General features: G+C 60.3%; 27 protein-coding genes. 10 read left to right on the top strand and 17 right to left on the bottom strand.

All coding sequences use genetic code 11. The features are described 5' to 3' along the window. Positions 1 to 3: 3 nt before the first annotated feature. The 4 genes from BFW87_RS22095 to BFW87_RS22080 are packed head-to-tail and all read left to right on the top strand — an operon-like array spanning position 4 to position 4,029. Positions 4 to 852, top strand: coding sequence for a hypothetical protein (locus tag BFW87_RS22095; RefSeq protein ID WP_078741838.1), 849 nt, complete (start codon positions 4 to 6; stop codon positions 850 to 852). A 30-nt stretch (positions 853 to 882) separates the two neighbouring features. After that, a complete protein-coding gene (locus BFW87_RS22090) occupies positions 883 to 1,761 on the top strand; it encodes a c-type heme family protein (RefSeq protein WP_078741837.1) in 879 nt (292 codons plus the stop codon). A gap of 10 nt (positions 1,762 to 1,771) precedes the next feature. Further along, complete coding sequence (locus BFW87_RS22085; protein ID WP_078741836.1) at positions 1,772 to 3,217, top strand: serine/threonine-protein kinase; 1,446 nt, start codon at positions 1,772 to 1,774, stop codon at positions 3,215 to 3,217. After that, on the top strand, positions 3,214 to 4,029 hold the full coding sequence (locus tag BFW87_RS22080; RefSeq protein WP_078741835.1) for a PP2C family protein-serine/threonine phosphatase: 816 nt from the start codon (positions 3,214 to 3,216) through the stop codon (positions 4,027 to 4,029). Before BFW87_RS22085 ends, BFW87_RS22080 begins: the two co-directional genes overlap by 4 nt. Positions 4,030 to 4,035: 6 nt before the next feature. Here the strand turns inward: BFW87_RS22080 and BFW87_RS22075 are convergent, their stop codons facing one another. Continuing rightward, positions 4,036 to 4,431: a carboxymuconolactone decarboxylase family protein gene (locus tag BFW87_RS22075; protein ID WP_078741834.1), complete on the bottom strand. Its 396-nt coding sequence runs from the start codon at positions 4,429 to 4,431 to the stop codon at positions 4,036 to 4,038. Between the two features lie 197 nt (positions 4,432 to 4,628). On the opposite strand from BFW87_RS22075, the gene dkgB reads away from it, so the two are divergent. Further along, entirely contained in the window at positions 4,629 to 5,447 is an 819-nt protein-coding gene (dkgB, locus tag BFW87_RS22070; RefSeq protein ID WP_078741833.1) for a 2,5-didehydrogluconate reductase DkgB, read from the top strand. Here the strand turns inward: dkgB and BFW87_RS22065 are convergent. The 6 genes from BFW87_RS22065 to BFW87_RS22035 form a co-directional block, all read right to left on the bottom strand. Beyond that, a complete protein-coding gene (locus tag BFW87_RS22065; RefSeq protein ID WP_078741832.1) occupies positions 5,444 to 5,866 on the bottom strand; it encodes a chemotaxis protein CheY in 423 nt (140 codons plus the stop codon). The two genes, dkgB and BFW87_RS22065, sit on opposite strands and share 4 nt — an antisense overlap. A 134-nt stretch (positions 5,867 to 6,000) precedes the next feature. Continuing rightward, complete coding sequence (locus BFW87_RS22060) at positions 6,001 to 9,621, bottom strand: transporter substrate-binding domain-containing protein (protein WP_078741831.1); 3,621 nt, start codon at positions 9,619 to 9,621, stop codon at positions 6,001 to 6,003. Positions 9,622 to 9,627: 6 nt separating this feature from the next. Beyond that, a complete protein-coding gene (locus BFW87_RS22055; protein WP_078741830.1) occupies positions 9,628 to 10,254 on the bottom strand; it encodes a response regulator transcription factor in 627 nt (208 codons plus the stop codon). Positions 10,255 to 10,558: 304 nt separating this feature from the next. After that, complete coding sequence (locus tag BFW87_RS22050) at positions 10,559 to 11,275, bottom strand: MgtC/SapB family protein (RefSeq protein WP_078741829.1); 717 nt, start codon at positions 11,273 to 11,275, stop codon at positions 10,559 to 10,561. A gap of 510 nt (positions 11,276 to 11,785) precedes the next feature. Then, a complete protein-coding gene (locus BFW87_RS22040) occupies positions 11,786 to 12,223 on the bottom strand; it encodes a T6SS immunity protein Tdi1 domain-containing protein (protein WP_078741828.1) in 438 nt (145 codons plus the stop codon). Positions 12,224 to 12,246: 23 nt separating this feature from the next. Beyond that, positions 12,247 to 12,591, bottom strand: coding sequence for an FKBP-type peptidyl-prolyl cis-trans isomerase (locus BFW87_RS22035; protein ID WP_078741827.1), 345 nt, complete (start codon positions 12,589 to 12,591; stop codon positions 12,247 to 12,249). 390 nt (positions 12,592 to 12,981) lie between these two features. Here BFW87_RS22035 and BFW87_RS22030 point away from each other — a divergent pair, with 390 nt between their 5' ends. Beyond that, positions 12,982 to 13,230 carry a DUF6124 family protein gene (locus BFW87_RS22030; protein ID WP_078741826.1) on the top strand — a complete coding sequence of 83 codons (249 nt, stop codon included), beginning with the start codon at positions 12,982 to 12,984 and terminating at the stop codon, positions 13,228 to 13,230. A gap of 250 nt (positions 13,231 to 13,480) precedes the next feature. Here BFW87_RS22030 and BFW87_RS22025 read toward each other — a convergent pair whose 3' ends face one another. The 8 genes from BFW87_RS22025 to BFW87_RS21990 form a co-directional block, all read right to left on the bottom strand. Then, positions 13,481 to 14,101: a transglycosylase SLT domain-containing protein gene (locus BFW87_RS22025; protein WP_078741825.1), complete on the bottom strand. Its 621-nt coding sequence runs from the start codon at positions 14,099 to 14,101 to the stop codon at positions 13,481 to 13,483. A gap of 72 nt (positions 14,102 to 14,173) precedes the next feature. Then, positions 14,174 to 14,632, bottom strand: coding sequence for a RidA family protein (locus BFW87_RS22020; protein WP_078741824.1), 459 nt, complete (start codon positions 14,630 to 14,632; stop codon positions 14,174 to 14,176). Further along, on the bottom strand, positions 14,629 to 15,513 hold the full coding sequence (locus BFW87_RS22015) for a PhzF family phenazine biosynthesis protein (protein WP_078741823.1): 885 nt from the start codon (positions 15,511 to 15,513) through the stop codon (positions 14,629 to 14,631). Before BFW87_RS22015 ends, BFW87_RS22020 begins: the two co-directional genes overlap by 4 nt. After that, a complete protein-coding gene (locus BFW87_RS22010) occupies positions 15,510 to 16,550 on the bottom strand; it encodes an ABC transporter substrate-binding protein (protein WP_078741822.1) in 1,041 nt (346 codons plus the stop codon). The genes BFW87_RS22015 and BFW87_RS22010 overlap by 4 nt, the downstream gene beginning before the upstream one ends. 24 nt (positions 16,551 to 16,574) lie before the next feature. Then, positions 16,575 to 17,339 carry an ABC transporter permease gene (locus tag BFW87_RS22005; protein WP_078741821.1) on the bottom strand — a complete coding sequence of 255 codons (765 nt, stop codon included), beginning with the start codon at positions 17,337 to 17,339 and terminating at the stop codon, positions 16,575 to 16,577. Continuing rightward, on the bottom strand, positions 17,336 to 18,154 hold the full coding sequence (locus tag BFW87_RS22000; protein ID WP_078741820.1) for an ABC transporter ATP-binding protein: 819 nt from the start codon (positions 18,152 to 18,154) through the stop codon (positions 17,336 to 17,338). Before BFW87_RS22000 ends, BFW87_RS22005 begins: the two co-directional genes overlap by 4 nt. A gap of 438 nt (positions 18,155 to 18,592) precedes the next feature. Further along, the gene (locus tag BFW87_RS21995; protein WP_078741927.1) at positions 18,593 to 19,396 is read right to left on the bottom strand and encodes an AraC family transcriptional regulator; all 804 of its coding nucleotides are present in this window, start codon (positions 19,394 to 19,396) and stop codon (positions 18,593 to 18,595) included. Positions 19,397 to 19,480: 84 nt separating this feature from the next. Then, complete coding sequence (locus tag BFW87_RS21990; RefSeq protein ID WP_078741819.1) at positions 19,481 to 20,449, bottom strand: hypothetical protein; 969 nt, start codon at positions 20,447 to 20,449, stop codon at positions 19,481 to 19,483. A gap of 198 nt (positions 20,450 to 20,647) precedes the next feature. Here BFW87_RS21990 and BFW87_RS21985 point away from each other — a divergent pair, with 198 nt between their 5' ends. Next, a complete protein-coding gene (locus BFW87_RS21985; protein WP_078741818.1) occupies positions 20,648 to 22,144 on the top strand; it encodes a PAS domain S-box protein in 1,497 nt (498 codons plus the stop codon). Positions 22,145 to 22,246: 102 nt separating this feature from the next. Then, on the top strand, positions 22,247 to 22,519 hold the full coding sequence (locus BFW87_RS21980; protein ID WP_078741817.1) for a DUF1652 domain-containing protein: 273 nt from the start codon (positions 22,247 to 22,249) through the stop codon (positions 22,517 to 22,519). Here the strand turns inward: BFW87_RS21980 and BFW87_RS21975 are convergent. Beyond that, on the bottom strand, positions 22,482 to 23,675 hold the full coding sequence (locus BFW87_RS21975; RefSeq protein ID WP_078741816.1) for an MFS transporter: 1,194 nt from the start codon (positions 23,673 to 23,675) through the stop codon (positions 22,482 to 22,484). The genes BFW87_RS21980 and BFW87_RS21975 overlap by 38 nt on opposite strands. 78 nt (positions 23,676 to 23,753) lie before the next feature. Beyond that, the gene (locus tag BFW87_RS21970) at positions 23,754 to 24,062 is read right to left on the bottom strand and encodes an RcnB family protein (RefSeq protein ID WP_078741815.1); all 309 of its coding nucleotides are present in this window, start codon (positions 24,060 to 24,062) and stop codon (positions 23,754 to 23,756) included. 103 nt (positions 24,063 to 24,165) lie between these two features. Here BFW87_RS21970 and BFW87_RS21965 point away from each other — a divergent pair, with 103 nt between their 5' ends. Beyond that, positions 24,166 to 26,322 (top strand): WG repeat-containing protein, encoded by a 2,157-nt coding sequence (locus BFW87_RS21965; protein WP_078741814.1) that lies wholly within the window; start codon positions 24,166 to 24,168, stop codon positions 26,320 to 26,322. 108 nt (positions 26,323 to 26,430) lie between these two features. Then, entirely contained in the window at positions 26,431 to 26,988 is a 558-nt protein-coding gene (locus tag BFW87_RS21960) for a helix-turn-helix domain-containing protein (protein WP_078741813.1), read from the top strand. Positions 26,989 to 26,990 lie beyond the last annotated feature (2 nt).

The raw sequence follows: 26,990 nt of genomic DNA, 5'->3' as shown, positions 1-26,990 counted from the left end.
CCCGTGAAGAAACGTTCGATAGCCCTGCTCCTCGCCGGCCTGCTCCAGCTATCGCTGGCCCATGCAGCGCCCGCCAACATTGCTGTGATCGCCTATGCGGAAAAACCGCTGAAGCTGATTCGCGCCACCACCCTCTATACCGTGGGGCCCGGCACCCGGTTGCAAGGCGGCGATATTCTGCAAACCGGTGCCGCGGGCATCCAGATCGAAGGCCTTGCGGCTGCCACCCTGGCATTGGGGCCGGACACGCGCATCCTCATCGCCACCAACAGCAAGGCCGCGCAGATCAACCTGCTCAATGGCTGGCTGAAACTGCAACCGGTTGCCGGCAGCAGCCACGCCAACCTCGCCGTCACCACCGGTGGCCTGGCGTTTACCTTGACCAACAGCGCCAGCGTGATCCACGTGGGCAAACGTCAGACCGAAATATTCGTCGAAGACGGCAGCCAAGTGGTCAGCGAGCTGGACAGCCACGGCAAGGCTGACCACAGCGTAACCCTTGGCCACGAAGACTTTGCACAACGTGTGGGCGACGCAGCGCTCAAGATCGTCCCGCGCCCCGAGCAGGCTTTTATCGACGCACTGCCCCCGCAGTTCCTTGACCCGCTGGTGCCACTGGGCAAGAAAACCCCCAAGGCGGCAGAGCCCAACAAAGAACGTGACGTGAGCTATGAAGACATCGCGCCATGGGTCGTCAGCCCGCTGAACCTCAGCCAGCAAATGCTTGCCAGCCGCTTTGCACCGCGACTTAACGACCCGGCGTTCCTGCAGGCGGTGAAAGCCAACCGCGGCGGGGTGCTGGCGTGGGAGCTGGAGCTGCTGCGCCTGGAGCGTCGCAAAAATGCGCGCTGATCCTCTTTACGCCGGTCCCCGAAGGTCCTTATGAAATTGTCACTCGCGGTTAAATTCAACGTGGTGTTTCTGGCGGTATTTATCGTCGGTTTTATTGCCACCAGCCTCTCCACTAACTACATGCTGCAGCAAAGTGCGCGCAGGGAAACCCTGGAAACTGCGCGCATGCTGATGCGCTCGGCCTCCGCCGCCAGCACCTACACCGCCGAGCAAATCGTGCCGCTGCTGGAAAACCGCCTGAAATTCCAGTTCCTGCCGCAGTCAGTGCCGGACTTCGCGGCCATTTCGCACCTGCAGGAACTGCTCAAGTCCTACCCGGACTACGCCTATAAAGAGGCCACGCTCAACCCGACAAACCCACGCGACCTGGCCAACGACTGGGAGAAATCCCTGATCAATAACCTGCGCAGCCAGCCGCAAACTGACGAAATGGTTGGCGAGCGCAACGACGATAAAGGCGCGGCGCTGTACATCGCACGGCCCATCCAGATCAAGGACGGCGCCTGCCTGGCATGCCACAGCACCCCGGACGCGGCGCCGAAAACCATGGTCGATATCTACGGCGCGGTGAACGGCTTTGGCTGGAAACTCAACGACACCATCGGTGCGCAACTGGTCACGGTGCCACTCGACCTGCCACTGCAACGCGCCCGAAGCATGCTGCACAGCTACATGCTGTCGATGCTGGGGATTTTCGCTGTGCTGTTCGTCGCGTTAAACGTGGCCGTGCACCTGTTCGTCACCCGCCGCCTGCGACAGATGTCGGCACTGGCCGACCGGGTCAGCCTGGGTGAAACCGACGTACCGGAGATGGACATCAGCGGCAAGGACGAGTTGGCGCGCCTGGGCCAGTCGTTCGGCCGCATGCGCACCAGCCTGGTCAGCGCCATGAAGATGCTTGAGGAATAGGTCCGCGATCATGCTTGAACAACTGGGCAAATACCGCATCGACAGCGTGCTCGGCAAAGGCGCCATGGGCACGGTGTACAAAGCCTTCGACCCGAACATTGCGCGCACCGTGGCGCTCAAGACCATTCGCAAGGAGCTGTTCGGCGACAGCCAGCACGCCGAACTGGTCAGCCGTTTCAAGAATGAAGCCCAGGCCGCCGGCCGGTTGATGCACCCCAACATTGTCGGGGTGTACGACTACGGTGAGGATGAAGGCTCGGCCTACATCGCCATGGAGTTCGTCGAAGGAACGCCGCTCAACACCTTGCTCGCCGCGCAAACGCCTCGCGACCTGAGCCATAGCCTTGGCTGGATGCGCCAATTGCTGTCGGCGCTGGAGTACGCGCACTCCAAAGGCGTGGTGCACCGCGACATCAAGCCGGCCAACCTGCTGATCACCGCCGAGGGCAAGGTCAAGGTCACCGACTTCGGTGTAGCGCGCCTGGACTCCTCCACCCTGACCCAAACCGGCTCGATGATCGGCACACCCAGTTACATGTCACCCGAGCAATTCTGCGGCGAGTTGATCGACGGCCGCTCCGACGTGTTTTCCGCCGGTATTGTGCTGTACCAGTTGTTGACCGGCGAGCGGCCATTCTCAGGCTCGGCCACCATGGTCATGCAACAGATCCTCAACCAGACGCCCGTGGCACCCTCGAGCCTGAACCTGGCGCTCGACCCGGCCCTCGACGCCGTAATCGTGCGTGCCCTGGCCAAACGCCCCGCCGAACGTTACCCCTCGGCCCAGGCTTTTCTGGATGACCTGGACGCCTTGCTCGGCACGGCTACCGGCACCTGGATCAACGCCGAGATCGACGACGATCGTACCGTGCTGATGCGTCCCAACCAGCCATTGAGCAGTGGCGTCACCCCGCTGCCCACGGCAACGGTGACGATGACCGAGGCGGTGGAAAGCCTGACGCCGTGGAAGCTTGCAGTGATGCCCGAGCTGGAGTCGCTGCTGTCCCATCAGATCGGCCCGTTGGCGCGTTTTCTGGTGCGCAAAAGCCTCAACGGCGCAGACGATTTCGACGCAATCTGCGCGGCGTTACTGCCGCACATTCCGTCCGAGCGCGGCCGTGAGCAGTTTGCCAGTGCCAGCCAGTCACTGTTCCAGCGCCTTAACCCGCCAACCGCCATGCCCGAGCCCGAGCCTGTCAGCACGCCCACTGTCATCGAAACATCTGCCGAGCCCACCCAAGCCACTGACGGTGCACCCGCAGAGATCGACCCAGGCTTTGCGCACATGGCGGAACGCCGCCTGGCCGAACTGATCGGCCCCATCGCGCGCATCATTGTCAGCCGTGCCCTGCGCGCCACGACCCAACGGCAACCGTTCCTGCAACGGCTGGCCGAGCCTATCGAGAGCGAGGCCCAGCGCCTGGCATTCCTCAACAGCTTTGAGCCCCTTCCATGACTGATTCCCCACTCAGCGCCTGCGGGCCGCACTCTCTGGCCACCGCGGTGGCCTATGGGGTCAGCGATGTCGGTTCGGTGCGCCAGAGTAATGAAGACAATTTTCTGGTAGAGCCCGACCTGGGGCTGCTGGCTGTGGCCGACGGCATGGGCGGCCATGAGGCGGGCGCGCTGGCCAGCGCCCAGGCACTGATCAGCCTGCGCCAGGCCCTGAAAGCCCATTCGGTCAACCCGGTGGACCCCGACGCCGACCCGGACGCCACTTGGTCGGACCCGGACATGCAAGCCGCCAGCCAGTTGCACAACGCCCTCGACCAGGTGAACCAGTGCGTCTTCCAGCAGAACGTGGCACGCCACATGAGCGAAGGCAGCGGGATGGGCACCACGCTCACCGGGGTGTGGCGCCCACAGGCCGACGGCCCGTTGCTGGTGTTTCACGTGGGTGACAGTCGTTTATACCGTTACCGCGAAGGAGAATTGAGCCTGTTGACCCGCGACCAGACCTGGTACCAGCAAGCCCTCGAAGCCGGCAAGGTCGATCGACTGCCCGCACGCAACCTGTTGCTGCAAGCGATAGGGCCGGGGCCACGGGTGGAGCCGCAAGTACGTGTGCAACCTGTACAGCCGGGCGACCTGCTGATGCTGTGCAGCGACGGCCTGCACGGCTGCGTACCGCACCTGGAAATGCTCGAGGTGCTCGCCATCGCCCGTCGCGACTCGCTGGACATCGCCTGTCAGCGGCTGATCGACCTCACCCGCGAGTATGCCGGGCGCGATAACGTGACGGTGCTACTCGCCTGGCTCGACCGCTGACCGGGCTCATGGCAGCTTGAACGCCTCGTCCACCGGCACACGATAGCCGGTGGCCAGGCGGTTGGTTTCATTGGCCATGCCCACCACCGCCTGCAGCTCGCCAAACATCGCATCGGTCATGCCGGCCTTGCGCGCCGCAGCGGTGTGGGACGCGATGCAGTACGGGCAATTGTTGGTCACGCTCACGGCCACGTAAAGCAGCTCCTTGGTCAACGGGTCCAGGGCACCCGGCGCCATGATTTCCTTGAGGCTTTCCCAGGTGCGGCGCAAGGTCGGCGGGTGGGCCGCCAGGCATTTCCAGAAGTTGTTCACCTGGTCGACCTTGCGCGTTTGCATGATGTCGTCATAGACCGCGCGCACTTCAGGGCTGGCGTCGGCGTATTCGGTGAGGTGTTGGGTCATGGCGAGTTCCGGGCTGATAGGGGGAGTTCTGAAATACCGCGCAATACCCGTTCCTGGCAAGTGAAGCCGTGGATTTTCTGACGTAATCGACACTCGTGACTTCAGGTCAAAAGTCCTTTTCGGGTTCGACGGTTTTTCCGAAGGAACGACGGGCGGATACTCGACTCCATTGTTCACACCCCCTTCAGGAGTTACTGATGTCTATCCCCAACCCACACGTTCCCGCCTTTGGCCTCGGCACCTTTCGCCTGCAAGGCCAGGTGGTGATCGACTCTGTCAGCACCGGCCTGGAGCTGGGCTACCGCGTGGTCGACACCGCGCAGATTTATGAGAACGAAGCCGATGTGGGCCAAGCCATCGCCGACAGCGGCGTGCCACGCGACGAGCTGTTCATCACCAGCAAAATCTGGGTCTCCCACTTCGCCGAAGGCCAGTTGATTCCAAGCCTTAAAGAGAGCCTGCGCAAACTGCAGACCGACTACCTGGACCTCACACTGATCCACTGGCCATCACCGGAAGATCAGGTACCCGTCGCCGAGTTCATGGGCCAGTTGCTGGAGGCCAAACGCTTGGGCCTGACGCGTCAGATCGGTATTTCCAACTTCACCATCGATCTGATGAAGCAGGCGATTGCCGCAGTGGGTGCCGAAAACATCGCCACCAACCAGATCGAACTGCACCCCTACCTGCAAAACCGCGAGGTGGTGGATTTCGCCACCGCCAATGGCATCCAGATCACTTCGTACATGACCCTCGCCTACGGCGAAGTGCTGAAAGACCCGGTAATCGAGCAAATCGCCGAACGCCATCAGGCCACGCCGGCGCAAGTCACCCTGGCCTGGGCCATGCAATTGGGCTATGCGGTGATCCCGTCATCGACCAAACGCGCCAACCTGGAAAGCAACCTCAAGGCCCCGCAACTGACCTTGAGCGCTGCCGACATCGCACAGATCGCCAGCCTCGAGCGCGGCCACCGCTTGACCAGCCCCAAGGGCCTTGCGCCGAAGTGGGATTAAACCCCGGCCACGGGGGTGCGGGATAATTCCCGCAGCCACGGCAACACCCGCAGGCCTTGAGTGGCCTCGGGTGGGTCGATGAAATCCATGAAATGTTCGAGGTTGACGTTGTCGGGCACCCCGGGCAGCCGCACCTGCACTGCTGGCGTTGCGCCGGCGCGCGCCCCCAGGTCCACGTGGTCGTAGACCAGCACATGGCGCACCTGGGGCTGCGGCTCGCACGTATCGGCCGTCAACCCGGCATTGATGATCAGCACATCAAAAGGCTCGGCCGGGATGGCGGTCAGAATCTGGATTTCTTCGAAGGTTTGCACCGGGACAATTCGGTGATACCCCAATCGGTTCAGCATTTTCTCGATGTACAAACGTTGCAGGTGTTGTTCATCGGCAATCAGGATGGTCAGTGCTTTGTTCGGCATGGCAAACCCCTGGGCAGGCAGTGCTCGTCAGTGAGCGTCGCCCATTCTCCAGACATATCCAGAAGACAAAATCAGGCTTGTTCCCACTTCGCGTAGGAGTTCTCCCAAATCCACCGAATGGCAATCAACCGCCGTCAACGCTGATTGCAAAAAGCGCTCAACCCGGCATGCAGATCGTCCAGCGCCTGACCTGTCGCGTCGGCAGCCTCGCTCAGTGCGTGGTGCTCCTGCCGTACGCTTACACCCTCCAACACCTCGCAGCAGGCGATCAGCGCCTCGGCTTTAACCATTCGCGCGCCACCTTTGATTCGATGGGCGAGGTCATGCAGCGCATGAAAGTTGCCCTGACGTTGCAGAGAGGGCAGCAGCGCACGGTCCGTCTTCAGGCTGTCGAGTAACGTCTGCAAGAGCTCCGTGAGCGCGGCATCATCACCCTCCGTCAGCATGATCAATGTACTCAAATCAAACGCCACCTTAACTTCAGGTGTGGCCGGGTTGGTCGTGAGCGAAGCCAATGCCGACCGTAAGTCGTCCAATCCGGCGGGTTTGAACAGACAACCATCCATGTCCGATTGCCGCCAGCGTTCGGCTTCTTCCGGTTGCGCATTGGCGGTAAACCCCAGGAGCAGGCACGGTACCAGACCTTGCGCACGCTCTTTCTCACGGATACTACGGGCCAGGGTGTGGCCATCCATGACCGGCATATTCAGATCGGTGATGACCACATCAGGATGCCCGGTTTGCCACAGCTCAAACCCTTTGGCACCGTCTTCGGCCGTGGTGACTTGATGGCCCAAATGGCTCAGTTGCCGAGCCAATAGCAGGCGGTTGGCCGGGTAATCATCGATCACCAGGGTCGACAACACACGGGTCTGCGGGGATTGCAGTACGGGGGCTGACACCTCAACCGGCAATGCGTCGCTCCTGGCCAATGCCAACGTTACATCCACCCGTGTGCCCTTATCGAGTACGCTGCTCAACTGCAGATTGCCGCCCATCATTTCACACAGGTTGCGGCTGATCACCAAGCCCAACCCCGAGCCGCTACGGGCCGACTGTTCGTTATTGCTGTCCTGAATAAACAGATTGAACAGCCGTTTCTGATCGTGCGCGCTGATGCCCCTGCCGCTGTCTTCTACCGACAACTCGAGGTTCAGATGGCTGGCATCGGATGACCGCGCACTGCGCCCAATCAATAGCACATGGCCTTGGTCGGTAAACTTGATGGCATTGCTCAGCAGGTTGGATACCACCTGCTTGAACCGCAAGGGGTCAACCAGCACAGTGCAATCAATTGACGGGTTCAGCTCCACCCGCAACGCCACCCCCTTATCCCGCGCCAGCCCCTCGAAGACCCGCGCCACTGAGGTCAGCAACTCAAACAGGTTTGCCGACTCCTGGGTCAGCGACAGATGGCCGGACTCAATCCGCGCAATATCAAGAATATCGCCGATCAACTCCAGCATGCTGCGCGATGCCACCGAAGCAATTTCCAACGCATCTCGGTCGGAGAGACTGAGATTGGCGTTTTCAAGGACCAGTTCGAGCATTCCGTTAACTGCGTTGATAGGCGTACGGATCTCGTGGCTCATGGTTGCCAGAAACGTGGTCTTGGCACGGTTGGCGGCGTCGGCCTCATCCTTGGCCTCCTGCAGTTGCCCCAACAATTGCTGGCGCTCGCTCACATCCACCCAGCCGCCAATCATACCCACGACGTTTTCATCGGCGTCGCGGTACGGCAGCATCCAATGATAGATGGTCAATACCTTGCCGCTGGGCACTTTGAGTATCCGGTCGTTAATCACCGGTGCTCCGTCAACCATCAGCCGCAGATAATCCTCATGGAAGGACTGGGCCTGAGGGGTGTTGCCGGTGTCGGTTTCAATCACTGTCTTGCCGATTACCCCTTCAAGCTTGAAGCCAAACACCGCCAGGTAAGCACTGTTGCAGGCCATCAAGCGGCCCTGGCGATCACGCACGTAAATCGGATAGGGCGTGTCGTCAATCAGTACACGCATGAACCGCATCTGGTCGCTTAACGCTCGTTCGGCCTCGCTACGCTTGCGTATCAGCCTGCGCAGGTAAATGGCCCAGCCCAGGGTGATCAGCAACAATATCGCCGCCAGGCCGAACCCTTGAATGATTGCGCTGCGATGACGTAGCCAATGGTCTTCAATGACTACATCCGTGCGCCAGGGGCTGATCAAATCGTCCATTTCCTGAGGTGGAATGCTCAGCAACGCCTTGTCCAGTATGGAATACAGCTCCAACTGGCCCCGGTTGACCCCGAACGTCATACGCGCTGGCTCAGAGCCCACAGTGCTGGTGACCTGCAACGTGTCACGGTATTGAAGCGCGATCAGGTAGCGCGCATTAACTAGCGAGTTGACCGCCCCCTGCGCACTGCCATTGGCTACCAGCGCCATGGCATGGGTAGGATTATCGGCCTCCACAAACTGGATACCCGGGTAATCACGATTGATCAGTTCTCGCACCGCGTCGCCACGCGGCACCGCGAGACGCTTTCCAACCATATCCTCCAGGGTCATCGTATCGGGGTCATCGACGCGAGTAATCAGTACCCGCGGCGTGGTCAGGTAAGGTCGGGTAAAGCGCACTTGGTCGGAGCCCTCAATGGTGGGCGTCACCACTGCCATCATGTCGGCCTTGCCTGTGCTGACGGCGTCAATCTGCTGGGGCATCGAGCCGCCCGAAACGACGTCGAACTTCAACCCTGTACGCAAACTGATCCGGGACAACACATCGGCACTCAAGCCCTCTTGTTGCCCTTGCGCCGTAAAAGATGCCAAAGGCAGCATCTGGTCAGACGCGACCACCCTGACCCGAGGGTGCCGCTGCACCCAGCGCTGCTCACGGGTGCTCAAGTGCAACCGTTCGGCACCGAGCAGGCCCAGGTTCCCACCGCTCCAACGGCGCAATATTTCCATCTGCTCATCCGCCGGGATCGCCCTCAGCGCCGAATTGATAATGCGCAGCAACCGGATGTTGTCGCGGGAGACGGCGAAGGCGAAGGCGTTGGACTCCAGTTCAGAAAAGTCCGCCATTTGTACATTGTTGAGATGGTTGCGGCTGATCTGGTAATTGGCAGTAATCGAGTCGCCGAGATAAACGTCCGCCCGGCCAAATGCGACAGCTGCGATGGCCTCAAAAATCGAAGGAAACAGCTCTATTCTGGCGTTGGGGTAGAAGGCCTTCACGACGTCGGGCGGCATGTAGTGGTAAAGCATCGCGACACGCTTGCCAGCCAGATCGTCCGTCAGGGACTGGCTGTCACCCGTGCGGGTAACCAGCACCGGCTGATCATTGGCGTAGGAACGGGACAACACCAGCTGCGCATCGGCGGCTTCAAAACCGTTGGCCGAACCGAGTAAATCAACTTTGCCCTGCTTGAGCGCTTCAATCACCTCGTCGCGGGTGTCGTAGTGACGCACCTCGACAGAGATGTTCAGCGCCTGAGCAAGCAACTGCGCATAGTCGGGCGTAATGCCCTCAATGTCGTCGTTGTTATTGGTCGATTCGAGCGGGCGGTACTCGGCACCCGATACCCCCATCAACAAGACCCGCCGCTCTCGCAGCCAGTGCCAATCAGCGTCGCCCAGCTCTGCGGGTTGGCCCTTGAAACTGGAATGCCCCACCAGATTCAGAGGGTGGGGCTCATCAAGGGCAAACGCCATCATCGGCAGCACGCTCACCAGCAAGGTAATGATGAGCCTTCGAATCCGGACAATGGTCATGTTGAATCAGATCAAACCGTTACGCTGGGCGAACTTGGCCATGTGCACCACCGAGTCTATGTTCAGCTTCTCCTTGAGGCGTGTTTTATAGGTACTGATGGTCTTGTGGCTCAGGAGCATCCGTTCGGCGATTTCGTTATTGCCCAGCCCCAGCGCCAGCATCTGCAACACCGCCAACTCTCGGTCCGAAAGCGAGTGAACCAGATCTTCTTCCGTAGATTGCAAATCGTCACGGCGCACCGAACTGCTCGGCAAGCTGGGAAAGCAACTGTAGCCCGACATTACAGCCTTGATCGCCTTTTGCAGGTCGCCCAGATCAGCGGCCTTCCCGACATACCCACTGGCCCCGGCGCGCAAACACCGAGCGGAAAAATGCTCTGCAGAAAACCCTGTCAGCACAAGGATCTTACAAGGCAGGCCCAAGGCGTTGATCCGACCGATAACCTCTAACCCGCCAAGTTTGGGCATGCCCAAATCGAGGATCATCAAATCCGGGCGCTTTTCCCGAGCAGTCTGCATGGCATCAGCACCGTTGGCGGCTTCGTAAATGGTGATGAAACCTTCCTGCTTTAACAGAAACTTGACGGTGCTACGAATAAACGGGTGATCATCGGCTATTAACGCGGTAGACATAAAACTCCCCCTCGGAGGGCAGATACCCTTACACATCACATGGGACACAGGTACCTGTGAGAAATGACAGTTCCGACCAGCGGTACCGCACTCTCTCAGAACGACTGTCAGGCTTTGCCTGGTCCCTTCGCTTGAAAAACAGGTTGATCGCTTACAGCCAAACGGTGGCGACCGTCTAGCTGGAAGCGCGCAACGTTAACAACGAAATGACGTTTCGACCGAAGGGGTAATCCGAACTGCTTGTAGGAGTAATCCTGGGGGCTTACAGCTAATCTAGCCGTGGATGCCGCTTTGCGCGAACAGGCTAGTCCGTCGTACTCGGGCTCCAGAAGGCCTGTACTACCAGCGTAGAAGTGGAAATACGCGCCACCAGCGCATCCAGCTCATCGCCGTCCACCGACGTCGCGGCCAGGGTCGCCTCGATTTCCACCTCTTCGCTGCCGAACGGCCGTACGTCTACGTCACTTGCCGGGTAGTTGCAGCGCGCCAATTCGGCTTCGAGCAGCACCATGACCGCCTGTTGCTGAGTACGCCGCGCAATCACGTACAGAATGTTGGTCACCTCCGCCGACACCACGTCCAACGGCTGGCGGTTGATGTTATTGACGATCGGGCGCAGCAACGTGTTGGCCGCCAGCACAAACAGCGTACCCAGCAGCGCTTCGAGGATCAGGTCAGCGCCGGCGCAGGCCCCCACCGCCGCCGAGGCCCAGAGGGTGGCCGCCGTGTTGAGCCCGCGCACATTGCCTTCTTCACGCATGATCACGCCGGCCCCCAAAAAGCCGATGCCGGAGACCACATACGCGACTACCCGCACCGCGCCTTCGGCGCCGCCAAGACGGTTGGCCATGTCGACAAAAATCGCCGCGCCCACCGCCACCAGCACGTTGGTACGCAAACCCGCCGTACGCTGGCGGTATTGGCGTTCGAAGCCGATCAAGCCACCGAGAACAAACGCCGCCGTGAGGCTGACCACGGTATCGACCAGGGAATTGAGGTTGATGTTGTCTATTGCTTGCATGGGAAATCTCCTTGAATGCAGCAGAGCGCTGATTACAGTGGAGAACCGTCAGGCAGGCGTGTCCATGGCAGCCCGGAACAATCCAGGTGCCTGTCAGCGTCGATGAGAGGGATTCGGGCAGGTGCCAGGACTGGCCGCTGCCGGGATGCCGCTTCTCGCTTTTTGAGGCGAGACAACGGCATCGGAAGAATGCGCGTTACCTTGCCAAGTAGGTGCCGATTACTGAAACCGGCCGACAACTGTCACTCGAACAAGTACCCACTGAGGGTCTCCGCTATTGATGAAAACGCGCGGAGTTTACGCGCCGATGACAGGCGAGTAAACCGTAGGAAATTTACTCGCAAGGATTAGGAAGATTCTTCAGGGAATGTTCAGACACTCATTTATTGAAGTCGTCGCAGACCCAATGTGGGAGCGGGCTTGCTCGCGAAGACGGTGGATCAGTTGAAATATGTGTAACTGACACACCGCCTTCGCGAGCAAGCCCGCTCCCACAGGGGAATCGAACGACTAGTCGACAATACTGATTTTCACGCGCGCGCCGTCGGGCAAATCCTTGATCTCCTGCGCCAGATCACCGGTAAACCTGACCTGCTCGACATGATCAATCCGACGCACATTGCCGATGGCGTACTCGCCACCCAGCACCGGCGAAATGACCAAATGGTAGACCTGCCCCGGCAACAATGGCCCGAGCCCTTCCTCTGCCTGCTCCACCATCGGTTGCAGGTACCAGTCATGCAAAAATGCCTGGTCTCTGGACAACTCATCCAGGGCTTCACGCGTTTGGGCAATCACTTCGCATGTAAGCCCCTCAGGGCACAGCCGCCAATAACGCCCCTGTTCATCCTTGATCATCAAATTGCCAAATGCCGTAGAGCCCACGACTTCAACGGGATCAATACCGACCCAGCCCCAACTGTCGCGTATCGCTTGAATCATGTTCATGCAGCCTCCTTGCGTCAAAAATCTCAATCATCGCGCGTCAGTACTTCCAACAATTCAATCTCAAAACGCAAGGGGCTGTTGGGCGTGATATGCGCGCCCATCGACCGCTCGCCATACGCCAAATGCGCCGGTACAAAAAGCGTGCGCACGCCGCCCACCTGCATGCCCATCAAGCCCTGGTCCCAGCCCTTGATCACGCGCCCGGTGCCGATCACGCACTGGAACGGCTTGCCACGTTCCCAGGACGAATCGAACACCGTGCCGTCTTCCAGGGTGCCGGTGTATTGGGTGGTGATCAGCGCGCCCTTGACCACGGCTTTGCCGTCGCCCACGCGGATGTCGGTGATCTGGAGTTCGTCGCTGCTCATGGTGGCTCTCGTTGTAAGCGCAAAGGCTGGGGTTTTCCCAGAATCGGGTGGGTTTGGCAAGTGTAGGAAGAGTCTGGTTGGCGACATTTCCCTTTAACTTGAAGGACGTTTCCGAGAGAATCCCAACCGCTTGCGCCGCTTATTTTCCATGGCTAGTCTGCGTCGGTCACTGCCCATTCAGTGACCGGGTTTAGTAGCCCACGATGTGATTAGGCGCCAAGCGCCCCCTTCTGCAAGGCGCTTTTTTTCGGCCCTGCGTTATGGTGGCCGTGCGCAGGGCACCTTCGGGTGCGCCGGGTCCTAATCACCGGTCTACTAACCTGTGTACGGTCGCCACCCCGTTTAGTAGCGATGGTGTCGGCTCTCTAACAGTTGATTAGGAGTTGAACCATGGACAAACTCGTCCCCGCACCACCCGCTTCAGAACCTCCGTTTTTCACCACCACAGAAGACTTAAGCTTCGAAGACGCCCTGGCCCACGCCAGCAGCGTGTTGCGCTGTGCCGCCGTCGCGGCGCAGACGGCCTGCGATCAACTGAACGGTGATTCACGCACCTTGGTGATCTCGGTATTGCACCTGGTGGACATGGCCAGTGTGATGGTTGATCGGTCGTTGGAGTGTCTGCACCCACCTACTTAAATCACACTCCCCCTTGTGGCAAGCGGGCTTCTGTGGCGAGCGGGCTTGCCCGCGTTGGGCTGCGAAGCGGCCCCAGTCAATGAGGAATGCGGTGTATCAGGTATTCCTCTGTGGCTGGTTTTGGGGCTGCTGCGCAGCCCAACGCGGGCAAGCCCGCTCGCCACACAAGCCCACTCACCAAAGAAGCTCGTTTGCCACAGAAGCCTGCTCAGCAACAGAATTCGGATCACCACAGAGGGCGTGCAAAACCCTAGAGCCAATGCCAGAACCGGCTCCAGAACCCACGCCCCAAATCATCCTTGCACCCTGCATATTGCGCCGCATACATCTGCGAACGCGCCTGCACTTTGCTGGCCACCGGCGGCAGCCAGGTTTTGGCGGCATAGGTGCGCTGGCGGTAGCCGCCCCAGCCTTCGTGGTAGTTCAGGTATTGGCCATAGGCGTCGTATTTGTAGACGCCGTTGATGGTGTAGGTCTTGTCCATGTACCAGCCCACAAAGTCGATAGCGTCGTCGAAGTCCTGGCGGCTGGCGCCGGTGCGGCCGGTGCTTTTCTGGTAGTCCTTCCACACTTCATCCTTGGCCTGGGCGTAGCCGGCGGCGGTGGAGACGCGGCCCCAGGGGATGATCCACAACAGGTATTTGCGCGGGGTCAAGGCGTTCTGACGAAAGCCTGATTCCTGGTACATGATCGCGAACGGCACCTGGATCGGCACGCCCCAGCGCTTTTGCGTGACCTTGGCGGCGTCGTACCAGTCGTCTTTTTCACGGAAGATGCCGCAGATGTCGTTTGGCGTGCGTGGCGGCGAAGTGCCGCACGCCGCCAGCAGGGAGGTGAGTACTAACAATCCGACAGCTTTGCCTGCGCTCAAGGGGCACCTTTGCGTGATTCGCGTAAAAGGCCGGCATTTTACGCGTTCACGGGGGCTGATGCCGAATTGTCATTACTTTGATTTGATAACGGCAGTGACCTCAAGCTCCAACAGGCCGCCGCCTGGCAAGCCCGCGACCCCAACAGCCGAGCGCGCATGCCGGCCGTGCTCACCAAACACGTCGATGAAAACTTGCGACGCGCCATCGACCACTCTGGAAAAGCCCTGAAAACCCTCCCCGCCATACACAAACCCGCGCAGGAACAGAATGCGCTCGATATTTTCCAGACCAACCGCATGGTCCAGCACACTCAAGGCGCGCAGCGCACAGGTTTGCCCGGCCTGTAAAACCAATTGCTCCGGGGTCTGGTCGGTTACCGGGCCGCTGATCACGCCCTCGCCCACCCGGCACACCTGGCCACTCACGTACGCCACGCTGCCGTGAATCGTCACCGGCACATAGTCACCCTTGGGGCTCGGCGTCTCGGGCAAGGTCAGCCCCAAGGCGCTGATTGTTTCGTGAATGCTCATGACTGCGCCTCGCCAAATTCCACATGCCCGCCCAGCCAGCAGCCCTGCAGCTGCCCGGCCTCGTCGTGACGAAAGCGCAGGGATATCTGCGAAGGCCGGCCCATGGCGCGCCCCTGACGGATATGCACCGGGCGCTCATCGGCCGTCACCAGACCGTTTTCCAGCAGGCCGAAAGCCAACGCTGCCGCCGCAATACCGGTGGCGGCGTCTTCGGGGTAGCCCGAGGATTTGGGAAATTGCCGCGCATCGAACTGGCGGCCTTCAAGGTCGGACGGCGCGTAGGGGTACAAACCGGTCGAGCCAATGCGCTCACACAGTTGTTCCATGCGGCGATAGTCCGGCTTGAGGCCGTCGAGCACCGCCACGCTTTTCAGCGCTATCAGGGTTTTGACGCGGCTGGTGCACGCATTCTGAATCGGCAGCGGCGCCAGCTCATTGGAGGTGATGCCCAGCACCGAAAGAATCTCGGCTTCCACCTCAGGATCGCTCAGGGTTTCAACCTGGCCTTTGGGCTGGCTGATCTCCACCTGAATCTGCGGCGTACCCGCGTCAGTCACTCGCGCATCAACACGACCGCTTTGGGTCCACAGCGCCAGGCGATCCTTGTGCAACATGCCCAGTTGGTCGAGCAGCCACACCGCGCCAACCGTGGCGTGGCCGCACATTTCCATCTCATGGTTGGGCACCCAAAAACGCAGGGCAAAATCAAACTCGCTGCCGGCCGGTGCGGCAAAAACAAAGCCGCATTCATGCCCGTAATCGCGGGCGACCTGCTGCATATCGGCGGCGTTCATGCCGTCTGCCACGGCCACGGTTGGCGCCGGGTTGCCGCCACGGGAGGTGGCGGGAAATACATTGACCAGGTGAACCTCGGGCGTCATTTCGCCTCTCCCTTGAGGGTGGAAACAGTCGGCGCCACGGCGTCGACGATGGAGTTGGTGTAAACCTGCTGCGGGTCGAGTGACACAGGGTCGTTCTCGACGGCGTTCATGAAGCTGATGTTCTTCTCGATGCCGTCTTTTTCGATACGCGGCGTTGCCGGGTAGGACGGCAGTGAAGCGGTCCAGGCCGCATCAAAAATGGCCTCGTCGGTGTGCGCAAAGTAAGGGCGCACCGACTCACGGGCTTTCTGCGGATCAGCCGCGATCAAGTGTTCGGCCTTCCACAAAGCGCGCACCAGTTTCTCGGCCGTCGCCTTGTTGCTGCTCAGCCAGTCTTCGCGGGCAATCATCGCGGTAAAGAGGAAGCCATCCAACGGTTTGTACTCGCCCTTGGCCAGGTCCATCAGCACAAAACCGCCCTGCTTTTCTGCGGTGGTGATGGTCGGCGGTGACAGCGAGAAGCCGTTGATGCTGCCCTGGGAAAACGCCGCGAGCATGTTCGGCGCACCGCCGACCGGCATGATGGTGAAGTCTTTGTCGGGGTTTAAACCGGCGTCCTTGGCGAGGTAACGCACCAGCATATCGGTGGTGCTGCCGGGGCCGGTCACGCCGATTTTCAAACCTTTAAGGGCTTGTGCACGGGCCGCCAAGGGCGAGGTGGCCGTCACGCCGGCTTTACGCGCCGACTCGCCGTCAATCACCACGGTGCTGCCGAACTGGGTTTGCACGGCGGCGAAGGCTTGCACGTTCTGGCCCTTGGTGCGCGCACGCACCGCCACGGCGGGCAGGCCGACATAGGCATCGGCGTCGCGGCCGAGTACCGCGGTCAGTGCCGCGGAGCCGCCTTTTTGAAACACGATGACGTCGACATTCAGGCCTTCTTCGGCGAAGTAGCCCTGCTTCTGCGCGACATAAATCGGCACGTACAAGAAGCCTTCGCTGGGGAACGCGAGGGTAACTTTGGTCAAATCCTGAGCCTGTGCGGCGGGTAAAACGGACACGCACAACAGGCTGGCAATCACGAGACGCTTAAGCATGATAGAGCTCCACAACAGGTAGGGTTAAACCGCGACTTCACGTTCAGCTTCGTTGGCTTTCCACGGCATCAACTTGCGCTCGGCCAGCTTGACCGCCGTGTTCAGAATCAGCGCCAAGGCAATAATCCCCACCAGCGCAGCAAATACCCCGGCGGTGTCGAACTGCGAGGCCGCGTCCGACAGCAGATAACCCAGGCCACGGTTGGCGGCGATAATTTCCCCCACCAGCGCGCCGATCAGCGCATAGGGCACCGACAAACGCAGGCCGGTAAACACCCAGGTAAACGCCGACGGGATCACCACCATGGTCAGCAGGTCGCGTTCCTTGGCGCCCATCAGGCGCAGGATGGTCAGTTGCTCGCGGGACACGTTGCGCACGCCGCTGTAGGTATTGAGGAACACCAGGAAAAACACCACCGCGGCGGTAAGGATGACTTTCATCGGCAAGCCGATGCCAAACCAGAGGATGAACAGCGGCGCCAGCGCGACCTTCGGCAGGCTGTAGAACGCGGTCAAAAACGGGTCGAGAATGTCGGCGAGCAACTTGGCGCGGCCCAGCACCAACCCTGCGATCAAGCCCGCCAGGGAGCCGAAGAAAAAGCCCAGCACGGCTTCCAGCGTGGTGATGCCGGCATGGTAGAAAAATACCCCGTTGAGCAGGATTTTCCACAGGCTTTGCGCCACGGCCGAGGGCCGGCTGATGAAGAATTCAACACCAAACCAGCGGGAGATGCCTTCCCACAACAGCATCAGGAACACCAGAAACAGCAAGCGATAAACCTGGATCATACGACCTCCAGCGAGTGAGCCAATGAAGCGGGATCGGCCGCGCCTGCGACGTCAGGCGCCAAGCGTTTCCACAGTTCGGCGCAGAGCTCCACGTAGCGTGGGTCGGAGCGCATTTGCACCAGGTTGCGTTCACCGGTCAGCGGGATATCGATGATGTGGTCGATGGTGCCGGGGCGGCCGGCGAATACCACGCAACGGTCAGCCAGTGCGATGGCTTCATCGACGTCGTGAGTGACGAACAGCACGGTTTTGTTGAGTTTGCGGCACAGGCGCAGCAGTTCGGTCTGCAGGGTCAGGCGCATTTGCGCATCGAGGGCGCCGAAGGGTTCGTCCATCAGCAGGGTTTCCGGGTCGCTGGCCATCAAACGCGCCATGGCCGCGCGTTTGCGCATGCCGCCGGAAAGCTGGTTGGGGTAGCTTTCGCCGAAACCGGTGAGGCCCACCAGGGCCATCAGCTCTTCAACCCGCGCCTCAACCTGGGCCTTGGGCATGCGGCGAATCTGCAACGGCACCGCGATATTGCCGGCCACCGTGCGCCAGGGCAGCAGGTGGTCGGCCTGGGTCATGTAGCCGACCCGTGTATTCACGCCTTTGACTTCGGCGCCGTCGTAATGCACCTGGCCTTCAGTGGGGCCGAACAGCCCGGCGGTCATGTTGAGCAAGGTGGACTTGCCGCAGCCCGACGGGCCGACCAGGGTAATGATTTCGCCGCGCTGAACGTCCAGCGACACATCGCGCACGGCCACAAATTGGCGGCCCTCGACTTTGAAGCTTTTTCGCACGCCTGAAAAATGAATAAAGGGTCTTGCGCTCACCGCCCCTCCTCGTCCGGTAGGCCGGACTTGTCTGTTGTGTGTGAACAGAGGATGAACGGATGACAGATTTGTGGCGCACGGGATCGGGCCGGATCAAGCGCGGGATCGGGACATGAATGGTTGGCTATCCAACTGAAGAAACCGAATCAACTGTGGGAGCTGGCTTGCCTGCGATAGCGGTGTGTCATTCGCCACCGCTATCGCAGGCAAGCCAGCTCCCACAGGGAACCGCGTCTGATTTCAGGACCGGCGCCACTCATCCGGCGACATGCCCAGCATGTGCTTTATTCAAAGTCCAACTGAAGAAACCGGGTCAACGTGTGGGAGCTGGCTTGCCTGCGATGGCATCACTGCGGTGTCACTGGAAAATCGGGTTGTCTGCATCGCAGGCAAGCCAGCTCCCACAAGGGGCCAGTGTTGTTCAGGGGTTTGGTGGTGTCAGGACCGGCGCCATTCGTCCGGCGAAATGCCCAGCACCCGCCGAAACACATGGGCCAAATGCGACGGCGATTCATAACCCACGCTATTGGCCACTTCCAGCACCGACATGCGTGTATGCCGCAACAACGTCTGCGCGCGCTCCAGGCGCAAGCGTTGCACATACGCCAGTACCGTCTCGCCGGTATGTAAGGCAAACAACCGAGTCAAATGCCGACGCGACATATGAAACACGCCAGCAATTTCATCCAGCCCCGGCGCGTGCTCAAGGTTACCTTCGACATACGCCTTCACATCACGCACCAGCATGGCGCCGTGACGCTCGGTGGAGGAGCGTTGCAGGCTCGGCTGGCTGAGGGAAATCGCCAGGCATTCGAGCAGCAGCAAATGGTCGGCCTGGGCCAGTTGGCGGCTGCGGTCAACGTAGGGGTCGGGTTGGCTGAAGGCTTTTTTGGCCAGCAGCAAATGGTGCAGCGGCGCAGAGGTTTGCCAGATGCCCAGGGTGGGCACGCGCAGCAGGCGGTTGGCGCCTCCGGAGAGATCGCGCAAGGCGTAGTGCATGTAGTCGGGGTCGACGTAAAACGCCAGGTGGCCCTGGCTGGCGGTGAGTGACGAGGAGGAATGGCTGCACTGCGGCGGCACCAGCACGAACTGGCGGTCGACCACCGAGGTGGAGCGCCCGCTGTCTTCATCCTTGAAGCGCAGCAGGCCGTGCTCGGGCACCATCAGCATGAACTCGTCATGGGCGTGAGCCCCGGTTTCATAGGCGCCGTTGGAGTTGAACACGCTGTAGATATCACGCATGGCCAGGCACTGCCGCTGGAGGTTGAAACCTGACACTAGCATGTTTGGTGCCAGTGAAAAGCAGCGTCCTTGCTGCAAACTCTGTTAAGCCAAAGGCACGCGACGGCTCGTCAGCGCGAAGCGACCGACGAAGAAGCTCAAGGCTGCGCCCAACAGCAACATGGCCAGGGTGCTCCAGGCCGCGCGGGAGAGCTGTTTGGCCGCGACTTCACCGGCTTCACGGGCTTTCTGCTCGGCTTGCTGTTTCAGCTCATCGACCTTTTGCATGGCTTGCTGATACGCCTGGGCATAGTTGTCGACAATCTGTGTGGCTTCGGCTTTGCTCTTGCCGGTGCGCGCGGCAACGATGTTGACCAGTGCGTCTTTATCTGCAGCGTTCAACGCCGGCTCGCCGGAGGCTTTGACGCGTTCGAACCACTGCTTCAACTGATCGCCCGCTTGAGCCGGGTTGGTTGCCGCGTCAGTAGCGACCTGCTTGCCATCGGCGGCCGCCTGATCGGTTTTCTCCTCAACATTGGCCGGGTCCAGTTCAGGCTTGCCGCTTTGTTTGAGCAAGGTGTCGAGCTGACCTTGCAGGCTGTTCCAGTCGAGCTGGATGCCCTGCTCGTTCAGTTGCTGCTTGACGCTGTCGCCAATCCCCGGTGCTGCGGCAGCGATGCCGCTACCCGCCGCCGACAGGCCTTTGCCCACTACGTTGCCGGCCGTACCGACCACACTGGCGGCCAGCCCGGCCAGCAGCCAGGTGGTGAGCAAGGTAGTCAGCGTCCAGGTGAGAACACCGTGCAGGCCGCCGCGATCCGGCGCGGTACGCCCGGCCACGAACGCACCCAGGCCGATCGACACCAGTGTGGAAACAAACAGCCAGATCCCGGCGCCCGTGCCGAAACCGCTGAGCGGGTTACCGGCCTTCATCGGGTCGACGGCGCTGGCGCCGATGGCGGTGCCCAGCACGCTCAGCACCAGGTAGGTCACCAGGGCAATTGCACTACCGGCCAATACCGAGCTCCAGGACACGCGAAACAGCGAGCGGTTGGTTTCATAGACAGTGGTCATACAGAGGTCCTTCACAAGTTATAGGAGCAAGGCCATGCGCCTTGATGGGTGTGAGTGTGGCGAAACGACATACGTTCAGTCGTGGCGCAAATGCACCAGCCTTTCTGGTGCATTCGCACTCCTTCCCGGTCAAATTCTCTGCACTATCCTGAAGCCCCAAGGTCGATATTTTCATGCGCTTTTTATTCGGGAGAAATCATGAGCCAATCCGTCCTCGCCACAGAAACCAACCGCCGCCAATTGCAGCAGATCATCTCAGGGCTGTCCGACGGGGTGATTCTGGCGGAGGTCGACCAAACGATTTTGTGGGCCAATGAAGCGGCTTTGACCATGCACGGTGTGGAAGCCGTCATGGCCTTGGGCGCAAACACCCGGGAATACGCCGAACGCTTCGCCCTGCGCTACCGCAACAACCACCCCGTGCTGCTGGAAAACTACCCCCTCGCCCGCGCGGCAGCCGGCGAAGAATTCAGCGATGTGGTGGTGGAAGTCACGCCCTTGAGCGACGAAGACAGAACCTGGGTGCACCGCCTGCGCAGCCTGGTGATCACCGATTCGCGCGGCGAGCCGGAATTGCTGGTGTTGATCCTCAGCGATGCCACCGAATGGGCCAGCGCCGAGCAGCGCTTCGAAAAAACCTTCAACGCCAACCCGGCTCCTGCCGTGATCTGCCGCCTCAGCGACCTGCGCTACATCAAGGTCAACCAGGGCTTTCTGGAGATGACCGGCTACAACCGCGACCAGGTGATCGGCAAATCGGTTTATGAGCTGGACGTGCTGGAACAGGCTGAACGCAAGGACCTGGCCATCCAGCGCCTGGGTGAAGGCGCGACCATCCCGCAGATGCAAGCCGAACTGAAACTGCCCGAAGGCGGCAGCAAGCTGGTGATCGTCGCCGGCCAGCCGCTGGACATGAACGAGGAAGACTGCATGCTGTTTTCGTTCATGGACCTGGAGCCGCGGCGCAAGGCCGAAATCGCCCTGCGCCAGAGCGAGGAGCGCTTCGCCAAGTCGTTCCGCCTGACGCCGGTGCCGACGCTGGTGTGCGGCGCGGCTAACCGCCAAGTGGTGGACATCAACGAAGCCTTCATGAACATCACCGGCTACACCAGCGAAGAGCTGATCGGCAAGTCCATCGAAGACATCGACTTTATCGACAGCGCCCAGGCGCGCGCGCAGATGTTTGCCAGCCTGGAAAAAGCCGGCAACCTCGAAGGCCAAGACCTCAAGGTGCGCAAAAAAGGCAATGAGGTGATCGACTGCGTGGTGTCGGCCGACACCGTAACCATTGAGGGCGTGCCTTGCTACTTGATGGTGATGATGAACATCACCGAGCGCAAACGCTCGGAACTCGAATTGGTGGCCGCCATAGAAGAAGTGATGCAGGACGCGTCCTGGTTCAGCCAGACCCTGATCGAAAAACTGGCTAACGCCAAGAGCGTCAACAGCCCCAACCTGCCAAATGTGGCGTTCACTGACCTCACCGCCCGCGAGCGCGATGTATTGGGCTTGATCTGCGAGGGCCTGGCCGACAAAGAAATCGCGTCGCGCCTGAAACTGGCACCCAACACCGTGCGTAACCATGTGGCCACGGTGTACTCCAAGCTGGGGGTGCACAGCCGCAGTGCCGCCATCGTCTGGGCCCGTGAACGCGGGCTGTTCGCCGGTGAACTGCGTCTGAAAAACAAGCCTTGAAAGTGCAAATGCACTAGTGCGGCTAGTGCGAATTCGCCTTATTACAACGCAGGGCAACCCATACCCTTCAGGACATCAACCTTATGTCCTGAAGGAACCAGCATGTTTACCGTGCCCCAACTGCGCAACTGCATCGAAGAAGGCCTGTCACCGCTGACCTGCGAATTCACCCTGTGTCGCGATGCCTCCTTGACGCTCAAGGTGTTCGACGCCGAAACCGGCCGGGTCGACCTGGTCGTCACCGGCATCAGCACCAACCGGCTGCAAACCCCGCAAGACGTGGAAAAGATGGTGGAAGAGCTGCGCTACGAGCTGCAAAGCAACAACGTCGGCAAGCTCACCCTGGATGATTTGCCTTCAACGACGCCCCAATGAAATAGAACACCCCGCCCGCGACGATAAACGCCCCCAGCATGAAAAACATGCTGTAAGCCGGCAGGCTGGCCAACACCAGCCCGCACAGCACCGGCCCCAGCGCCGCGCCCAGGTTGGACAGGTTCTGCGCCCCGTAATACATGCCGCGCAAAGGGTCTGGGGCAATCCGGTCGATAAACATGTATTCGGCCGGGAACACGATGATTTCCCCCACGGTAAACACCGCCATCGCCAGCACCCACCACAGCACGCTGGTGGACAGCGCAAAGCCCACCAGCCCCAGCATGAACATACCCAGACCTGCGATCAGCCATTGGCTCAAGTGACGCTGCGAGATGCGCCGGCCAATCAGGTACTGCAGGGCAATCACCAGCACGGCGTTGGTGGTCAGCACAGCGCTGACCACGGTGTAGGTGTAGTCCGCCGTGGTCGTGATCACCAGGTATTGCGACAGCCACGCGGTGAACTGCCCATACACCACAGCACTGAGCAAACCGCCAATGGTGAAGCACACCAGCCGGTGATCGCGCAGCAGCACGCGGCCGACGGCAAAGAACGACACTGGCTTTTGCGTGGCCTCGACCGGGGCCAGGGTGCGATCACCCCCACGCCAATAAAGCAGGAAAAACCCCACCCCCAATAGCGCCGACAAGATAAACGGCAGGCTGATATCCAGCTTGGCCACCACGGCCCCGAACGCTGGCCCGACGGCATAGCCAATGTTGGTGAGGGTGTACTTGATGGAAAACACTTCGCTGCGCGCATCAAAGGGCAGCAGGCTGGCAAAACCGGCTTTGACCGCAATATCGATGACCGCGTAGGCCAGGTTGATCAGGATGAGGCAGCCGTAGAACAGCCAGATGCCGTCGGCGAGCACCGTGCCGATAAACCCCAGGACGAACAACACGCTCAAGGCCAGCAGCAGCCGATAGTTGTTGATGCGATCGACCAGGAAACCGCCATACACACTGAGCAGGGAACCGACGATCAATGAACTGCCGATCACCAGGCCGACCTCGGTGATGTCGAGGCCAAAGTGGCGGGTAAGGTAAATGACCAGGTATGGGAAGGTTATCGCCTTGGCCAACGTCAGCAACAACGTGGCAGACAGCAACAGGTTCACGGTACGGGGGTAACTTCTTATTGTGGCAAGCATCCTGCTCTCGATATCGTCTAAGGTAACGCGGCGTTTATGGCCGGTTACCTTAACCCAGAGCAGTCACCACAGGCACTGTCATTTCTTGACGGGGGTGATCTCAAGGATGGTGCCGTTGGTGGTTTTAAGCAGCACATACCGGTCACCGACCCGCGCCCATTGGCTGTCGGCCTCAGGCTGCTTGAGGCCGCGTTTTTTCCAGTCGCTGACGGCCGATTCCTTGCGCATCAGCATGTCCGGGGCACGGTCGCCTTCCTTGAGGTCGCGGGTGTTGATGCTTGAAGGCTTCACGGTTTCCTGAGGGGTATCGCCGGCTTGCACGACGAAACTGGCGGTGCACAGGCTGGCGGCAACCAGCAGGCATGCAGCGAGGGATCTGGATTTCATGGGTGCTCCTTCAATTAATGATGCGTACCCAGGTTCCGACCGCAGGCGCGCGGAATCATTCAGCCTGCTAACCTTGCGCCAGCCTATTGCGAGTCTGCCGACAATGAAAACAGCCCTGACCCGAACCAAGCTCCTCGCCAGCACGCTGGTGGTCGCTGCCGCGATCGGCGGCGCGGCGTATTACCTGATCGACCGGCAGGCGGTCACAGGCCTTGTGGGCGGTACCGAGTACAACGAAGACCAACTGAATGAAGGCGATGTGGCCGACATCCACACGCTGACGCTGCCGGACGCAAAAAAACGCCTGAATTACCTGGTGCTTGATGCGCGAGACAGCATCAACCAGATCGCAATGATGGAAAGCCTGCGCCTGGAAATCTCCCCGGCATCGAAGACCGACAAGGCACCCGCCGAGAAAAAAGAGCTGCGTTATGACGAGCCTTTCGTGCCTTTTCCGGCGGCGCAGCTCAAAGCCGCACTGGAAGCCCTCCAGCCGCAAACGCCCGCATTTGATCAGGTGTTCTTCGACAACCAGTCGGGGCTGAAGCTGGACGTGGAACCCATCCGCGAGGTACTCAAACGCGGCGCCCTGCCGGACCAGCGCCATGAGGAACGTTATGCGGTGCAGACCGTGTATTGGCGCGACGGCACGCAACAACCCTTTGCGACGGCCGGGGTTGAAGACGCCGACGCGCAGGACACCACCAAGGCCGAACTGAAGACCAACAAGCCGGCTGAACGTATCAACGTCGCCCTGACCTATCAAACCTACCCCTCCTTCAGGAAGATCGTGCTGGACGCGGCCCATCCGAAAGCGTCGGGCGAAGAAGGCGACACCTACAAATTGACGGCGCTGGCGGACGACCGCGCGTCCCTGCTGCTGGCCACGCCCAAAGGCAAAACCTTCGTGATTCAGGGCCTGACGGCCGAGGGCAAAACCCTCTACAGTGGCGGCAGCAGTTCCAATTCCTCGCCCACCGCAGAGCAAAAGGCCAACCTGCGCGCCTACTACGACGAACTGCTGCGCGTGCAGGCCAATATCTCCCGCTACGCCACCAGTGCCGCATTGCAGGCGCACCTTGAGCAATTCGTCAAAGGCTTGCCGGACACCGCCAGCCCCCTGACCAATGTGCACGCCACCTACCACTTCGAAGATACCCCGGCGAGCATCGTCATCTACCTGCTCGACCCGGCCCTGCCACAAACCCAGACGTTTGAGATGCACAACAGCGTGCCGGCCCAGGCGCGCTATATCGCCTACGACAACGCCACCGACAAAAACGGTTTTATCGATAACAAGGGCCAGTGGGTGGTCAAGCCACGCTTCGAGCGCATCGAATACACCGAGATGCCGAACGTGTACCACATGCAGGTCGGCAGCACCGACCAGCAAGACGGTTGGAGTGAACTGCACTTCAAGTACTTTGCCTTCACGCCCGGCACGAATGTGCTCAAGGAGCTGCCGTTCGACATCATCGAAAAGCCGATCAACGACGACCTGGTGATCGTCGAGCGCGAAACCAACGGCCCCTACGGCGTGTACGACGTGAAGAAACAGCAGGTCGTGGTGCCAATGAAATACGTCAACGTGCAGGTGGTGGGCGACCTGTTCATTGGCCGCCCGGGGCTGAAAACCTATGAGCGTGAAGCGGATTACGGCGTGTGGAACCTGGCCGGCAAGGAACTGCTGGCGCCACGCTTTTCCAGCATTGAAGTGATCGGCGATTACCTCTACACCGCCACGGGCCAGGGCGCACAAAAAGATGTGTACACCTTGAAACTGCAAAAGCTCAACCCGCCGGGCACCACTACCGTTGGCGCATTTATCCAGGGCCAGCCACAACTGGTGCAAGACCCTAAAAGCCGCAAATTCAGCCTGATCAACCCCCAGGGTAAAACCCTGTCCATCAGCCTGCCTTACGACGAAGTCGAGCCCTTCTCCAACGGCATGGCGGTGGTGAAAAAGGGCAACCGCTACGGCGCCGTCGACACCGAAGGCAAACTGCGCATACCGCTCAAATACACCACCCTCAACGCCTTCCAGAAAAACCTCGCCTCGGCGGAAATGGAAGGCTTCAAGGGCCTGGTGCTGATCGACCGCAACAGCGCCGTGGTGAAAAAACTCGGTTCTTACACCACCTACAACACCCCCACCAACAGCAATGACGCCAGGTACAGCATCTGGGACGCGAACGAAGAAAACCGGGTGAATGTGTTTGACGCCGATGGCGTGCAGGTGGACAGCTACGAGCGCGAGTAGTCCCCCTGTGGCGAGGGAGCTGGCTCCCTCGCCACAGAAAGGGTCGTCGCCATTGCCTGCGTGAAATAAATCCTGTAATTTTTCATGAAATTATTCGACATAAATTTCATGAGCAAACAAGAAGAACTCGACACACTGGCCGTGCTGATCCACGACCTGCGCAAACACAAGAAGCTCACCCTCGCCCAGCTCGCACAGAAGATCGAGCGTTCGGTGGGCTTTGTGTCGCAGGTCGAGCGCGGCCTGTCACGCCCCACTGTGGCCGACCTCACGGCCATCAGCCACGCCCTCGACGTGCCCACCACCTACTTCTACAGCCGGCCCAAGCCCAAGGTGGTGGACTGGGTCACGCGCCCCAACGAGCGGCGCACGGTGTATTACGCCAACGGCATCACCGACATCCTCGTCTCGCCCAGCATGAACGGCGCCTTCTCAATGCTCGACAGCTTGCTGGCACCCGGCGCCAATAGCGGCGAGCAAACCATGAGCGACCGCGCCGAGCAGGCCGGGTTTGTGCTCGAGGGTGAACTGACACTGTGGGTGGAAGGCGAAGCGGATTGCGTGACGCTCCGCGCCGGCGACAGCTTCCACCTGGCCAGTTTCGCCCACTGCCGCTACGCCAACCTGACCGAACTGCCCGCCCGCGTGCTGTGGGTTTACAACTAGGA

Source organism: Pseudomonas fluorescens, from assembly GCF_002022275.1.
Classification (GTDB): domain Bacteria; phylum Pseudomonadota; class Gammaproteobacteria; order Pseudomonadales; family Pseudomonadaceae; genus Aquipseudomonas; species Aquipseudomonas fluorescens_AJ.
This window is presented reverse-complemented; position numbering and strand designations above follow the sequence as displayed.

Coding starts and splice junctions, on each gene's coding strand:
- BFW87_RS22090 (WP_078741837.1), top strand. CDS start 883: ATGAAATTGTCACTCGCGGTTAAATTCAACGTGGTGTTTCTGGCGGTA.
- BFW87_RS21985 (WP_078741818.1), top strand. CDS start 20,648: ATGAGCCAATCCGTCCTCGCCACAGAAACCAACCGCCGCCAATTGCAG.
- BFW87_RS21970 (WP_078741815.1), bottom strand. CDS start 24,062: ATGAAATCCAGATCCCTCGCTGCATGCCTGCTGGTTGCCGCCAGCCTG.
- dkgB (WP_078741833.1), top strand. CDS start 4,629: ATGTCTATCCCCAACCCACACGTTCCCGCCTTTGGCCTCGGCACCTTT.
- BFW87_RS22005 (WP_078741821.1), bottom strand. CDS start 17,339: ATGATCCAGGTTTATCGCTTGCTGTTTCTGGTGTTCCTGATGCTGTTG.
- BFW87_RS22080 (WP_078741835.1), top strand. CDS start 3,214: ATGACTGATTCCCCACTCAGCGCCTGCGGGCCGCACTCTCTGGCCACC.
- BFW87_RS22055 (WP_078741830.1), bottom strand. CDS start 10,254: ATGTCTACCGCGTTAATAGCCGATGATCACCCGTTTATTCGTAGCACC.
- BFW87_RS22050 (WP_078741829.1), bottom strand. CDS start 11,275: ATGCAAGCAATAGACAACATCAACCTCAATTCCCTGGTCGATACCGTG.
- BFW87_RS21975 (WP_078741816.1), bottom strand. CDS start 23,675: ATGCTTGCCACAATAAGAAGTTACCCCCGTACCGTGAACCTGTTGCTG.
- BFW87_RS22015 (WP_078741823.1), bottom strand. CDS start 15,513: ATGACGCCCGAGGTTCACCTGGTCAATGTATTTCCCGCCACCTCCCGT.
- BFW87_RS22060 (WP_078741831.1), bottom strand. CDS start 9,621: ATGACCATTGTCCGGATTCGAAGGCTCATCATTACCTTGCTGGTGAGC.
- BFW87_RS22030 (WP_078741826.1), top strand. CDS start 12,982: ATGGACAAACTCGTCCCCGCACCACCCGCTTCAGAACCTCCGTTTTTC.
- BFW87_RS21995 (WP_078741927.1), bottom strand. CDS start 19,396: ATGCGTGATATCTACAGCGTGTTCAACTCCAACGGCGCCTATGAAACC.
- BFW87_RS22010 (WP_078741822.1), bottom strand. CDS start 16,550: ATGCTTAAGCGTCTCGTGATTGCCAGCCTGTTGTGCGTGTCCGTTTTA.
- BFW87_RS21990 (WP_078741819.1), bottom strand. CDS start 20,449: ATGACCACTGTCTATGAAACCAACCGCTCGCTGTTTCGCGTGTCCTGG.
- BFW87_RS21965 (WP_078741814.1), top strand. CDS start 24,166: ATGAAAACAGCCCTGACCCGAACCAAGCTCCTCGCCAGCACGCTGGTG.
- BFW87_RS21980 (WP_078741817.1), top strand. CDS start 22,247: ATGTTTACCGTGCCCCAACTGCGCAACTGCATCGAAGAAGGCCTGTCA.
- BFW87_RS22020 (WP_078741824.1), bottom strand. CDS start 14,632: ATGAGCATTCACGAAACAATCAGCGCCTTGGGGCTGACCTTGCCCGAG.
- BFW87_RS22040 (WP_078741828.1), bottom strand. CDS start 12,223: ATGAACATGATTCAAGCGATACGCGACAGTTGGGGCTGGGTCGGTATT.
- BFW87_RS22065 (WP_078741832.1), bottom strand. CDS start 5,866: ATGCCGAACAAAGCACTGACCATCCTGATTGCCGATGAACAACACCTG.
- BFW87_RS22085 (WP_078741836.1), top strand. CDS start 1,772: ATGCTTGAACAACTGGGCAAATACCGCATCGACAGCGTGCTCGGCAAA.
- BFW87_RS21960 (WP_078741813.1), top strand. CDS start 26,431: ATGAGCAAACAAGAAGAACTCGACACACTGGCCGTGCTGATCCACGAC.
- BFW87_RS22035 (WP_078741827.1), bottom strand. CDS start 12,591: ATGAGCAGCGACGAACTCCAGATCACCGACATCCGCGTGGGCGACGGC.
- BFW87_RS22075 (WP_078741834.1), bottom strand. CDS start 4,431: ATGACCCAACACCTCACCGAATACGCCGACGCCAGCCCTGAAGTGCGC.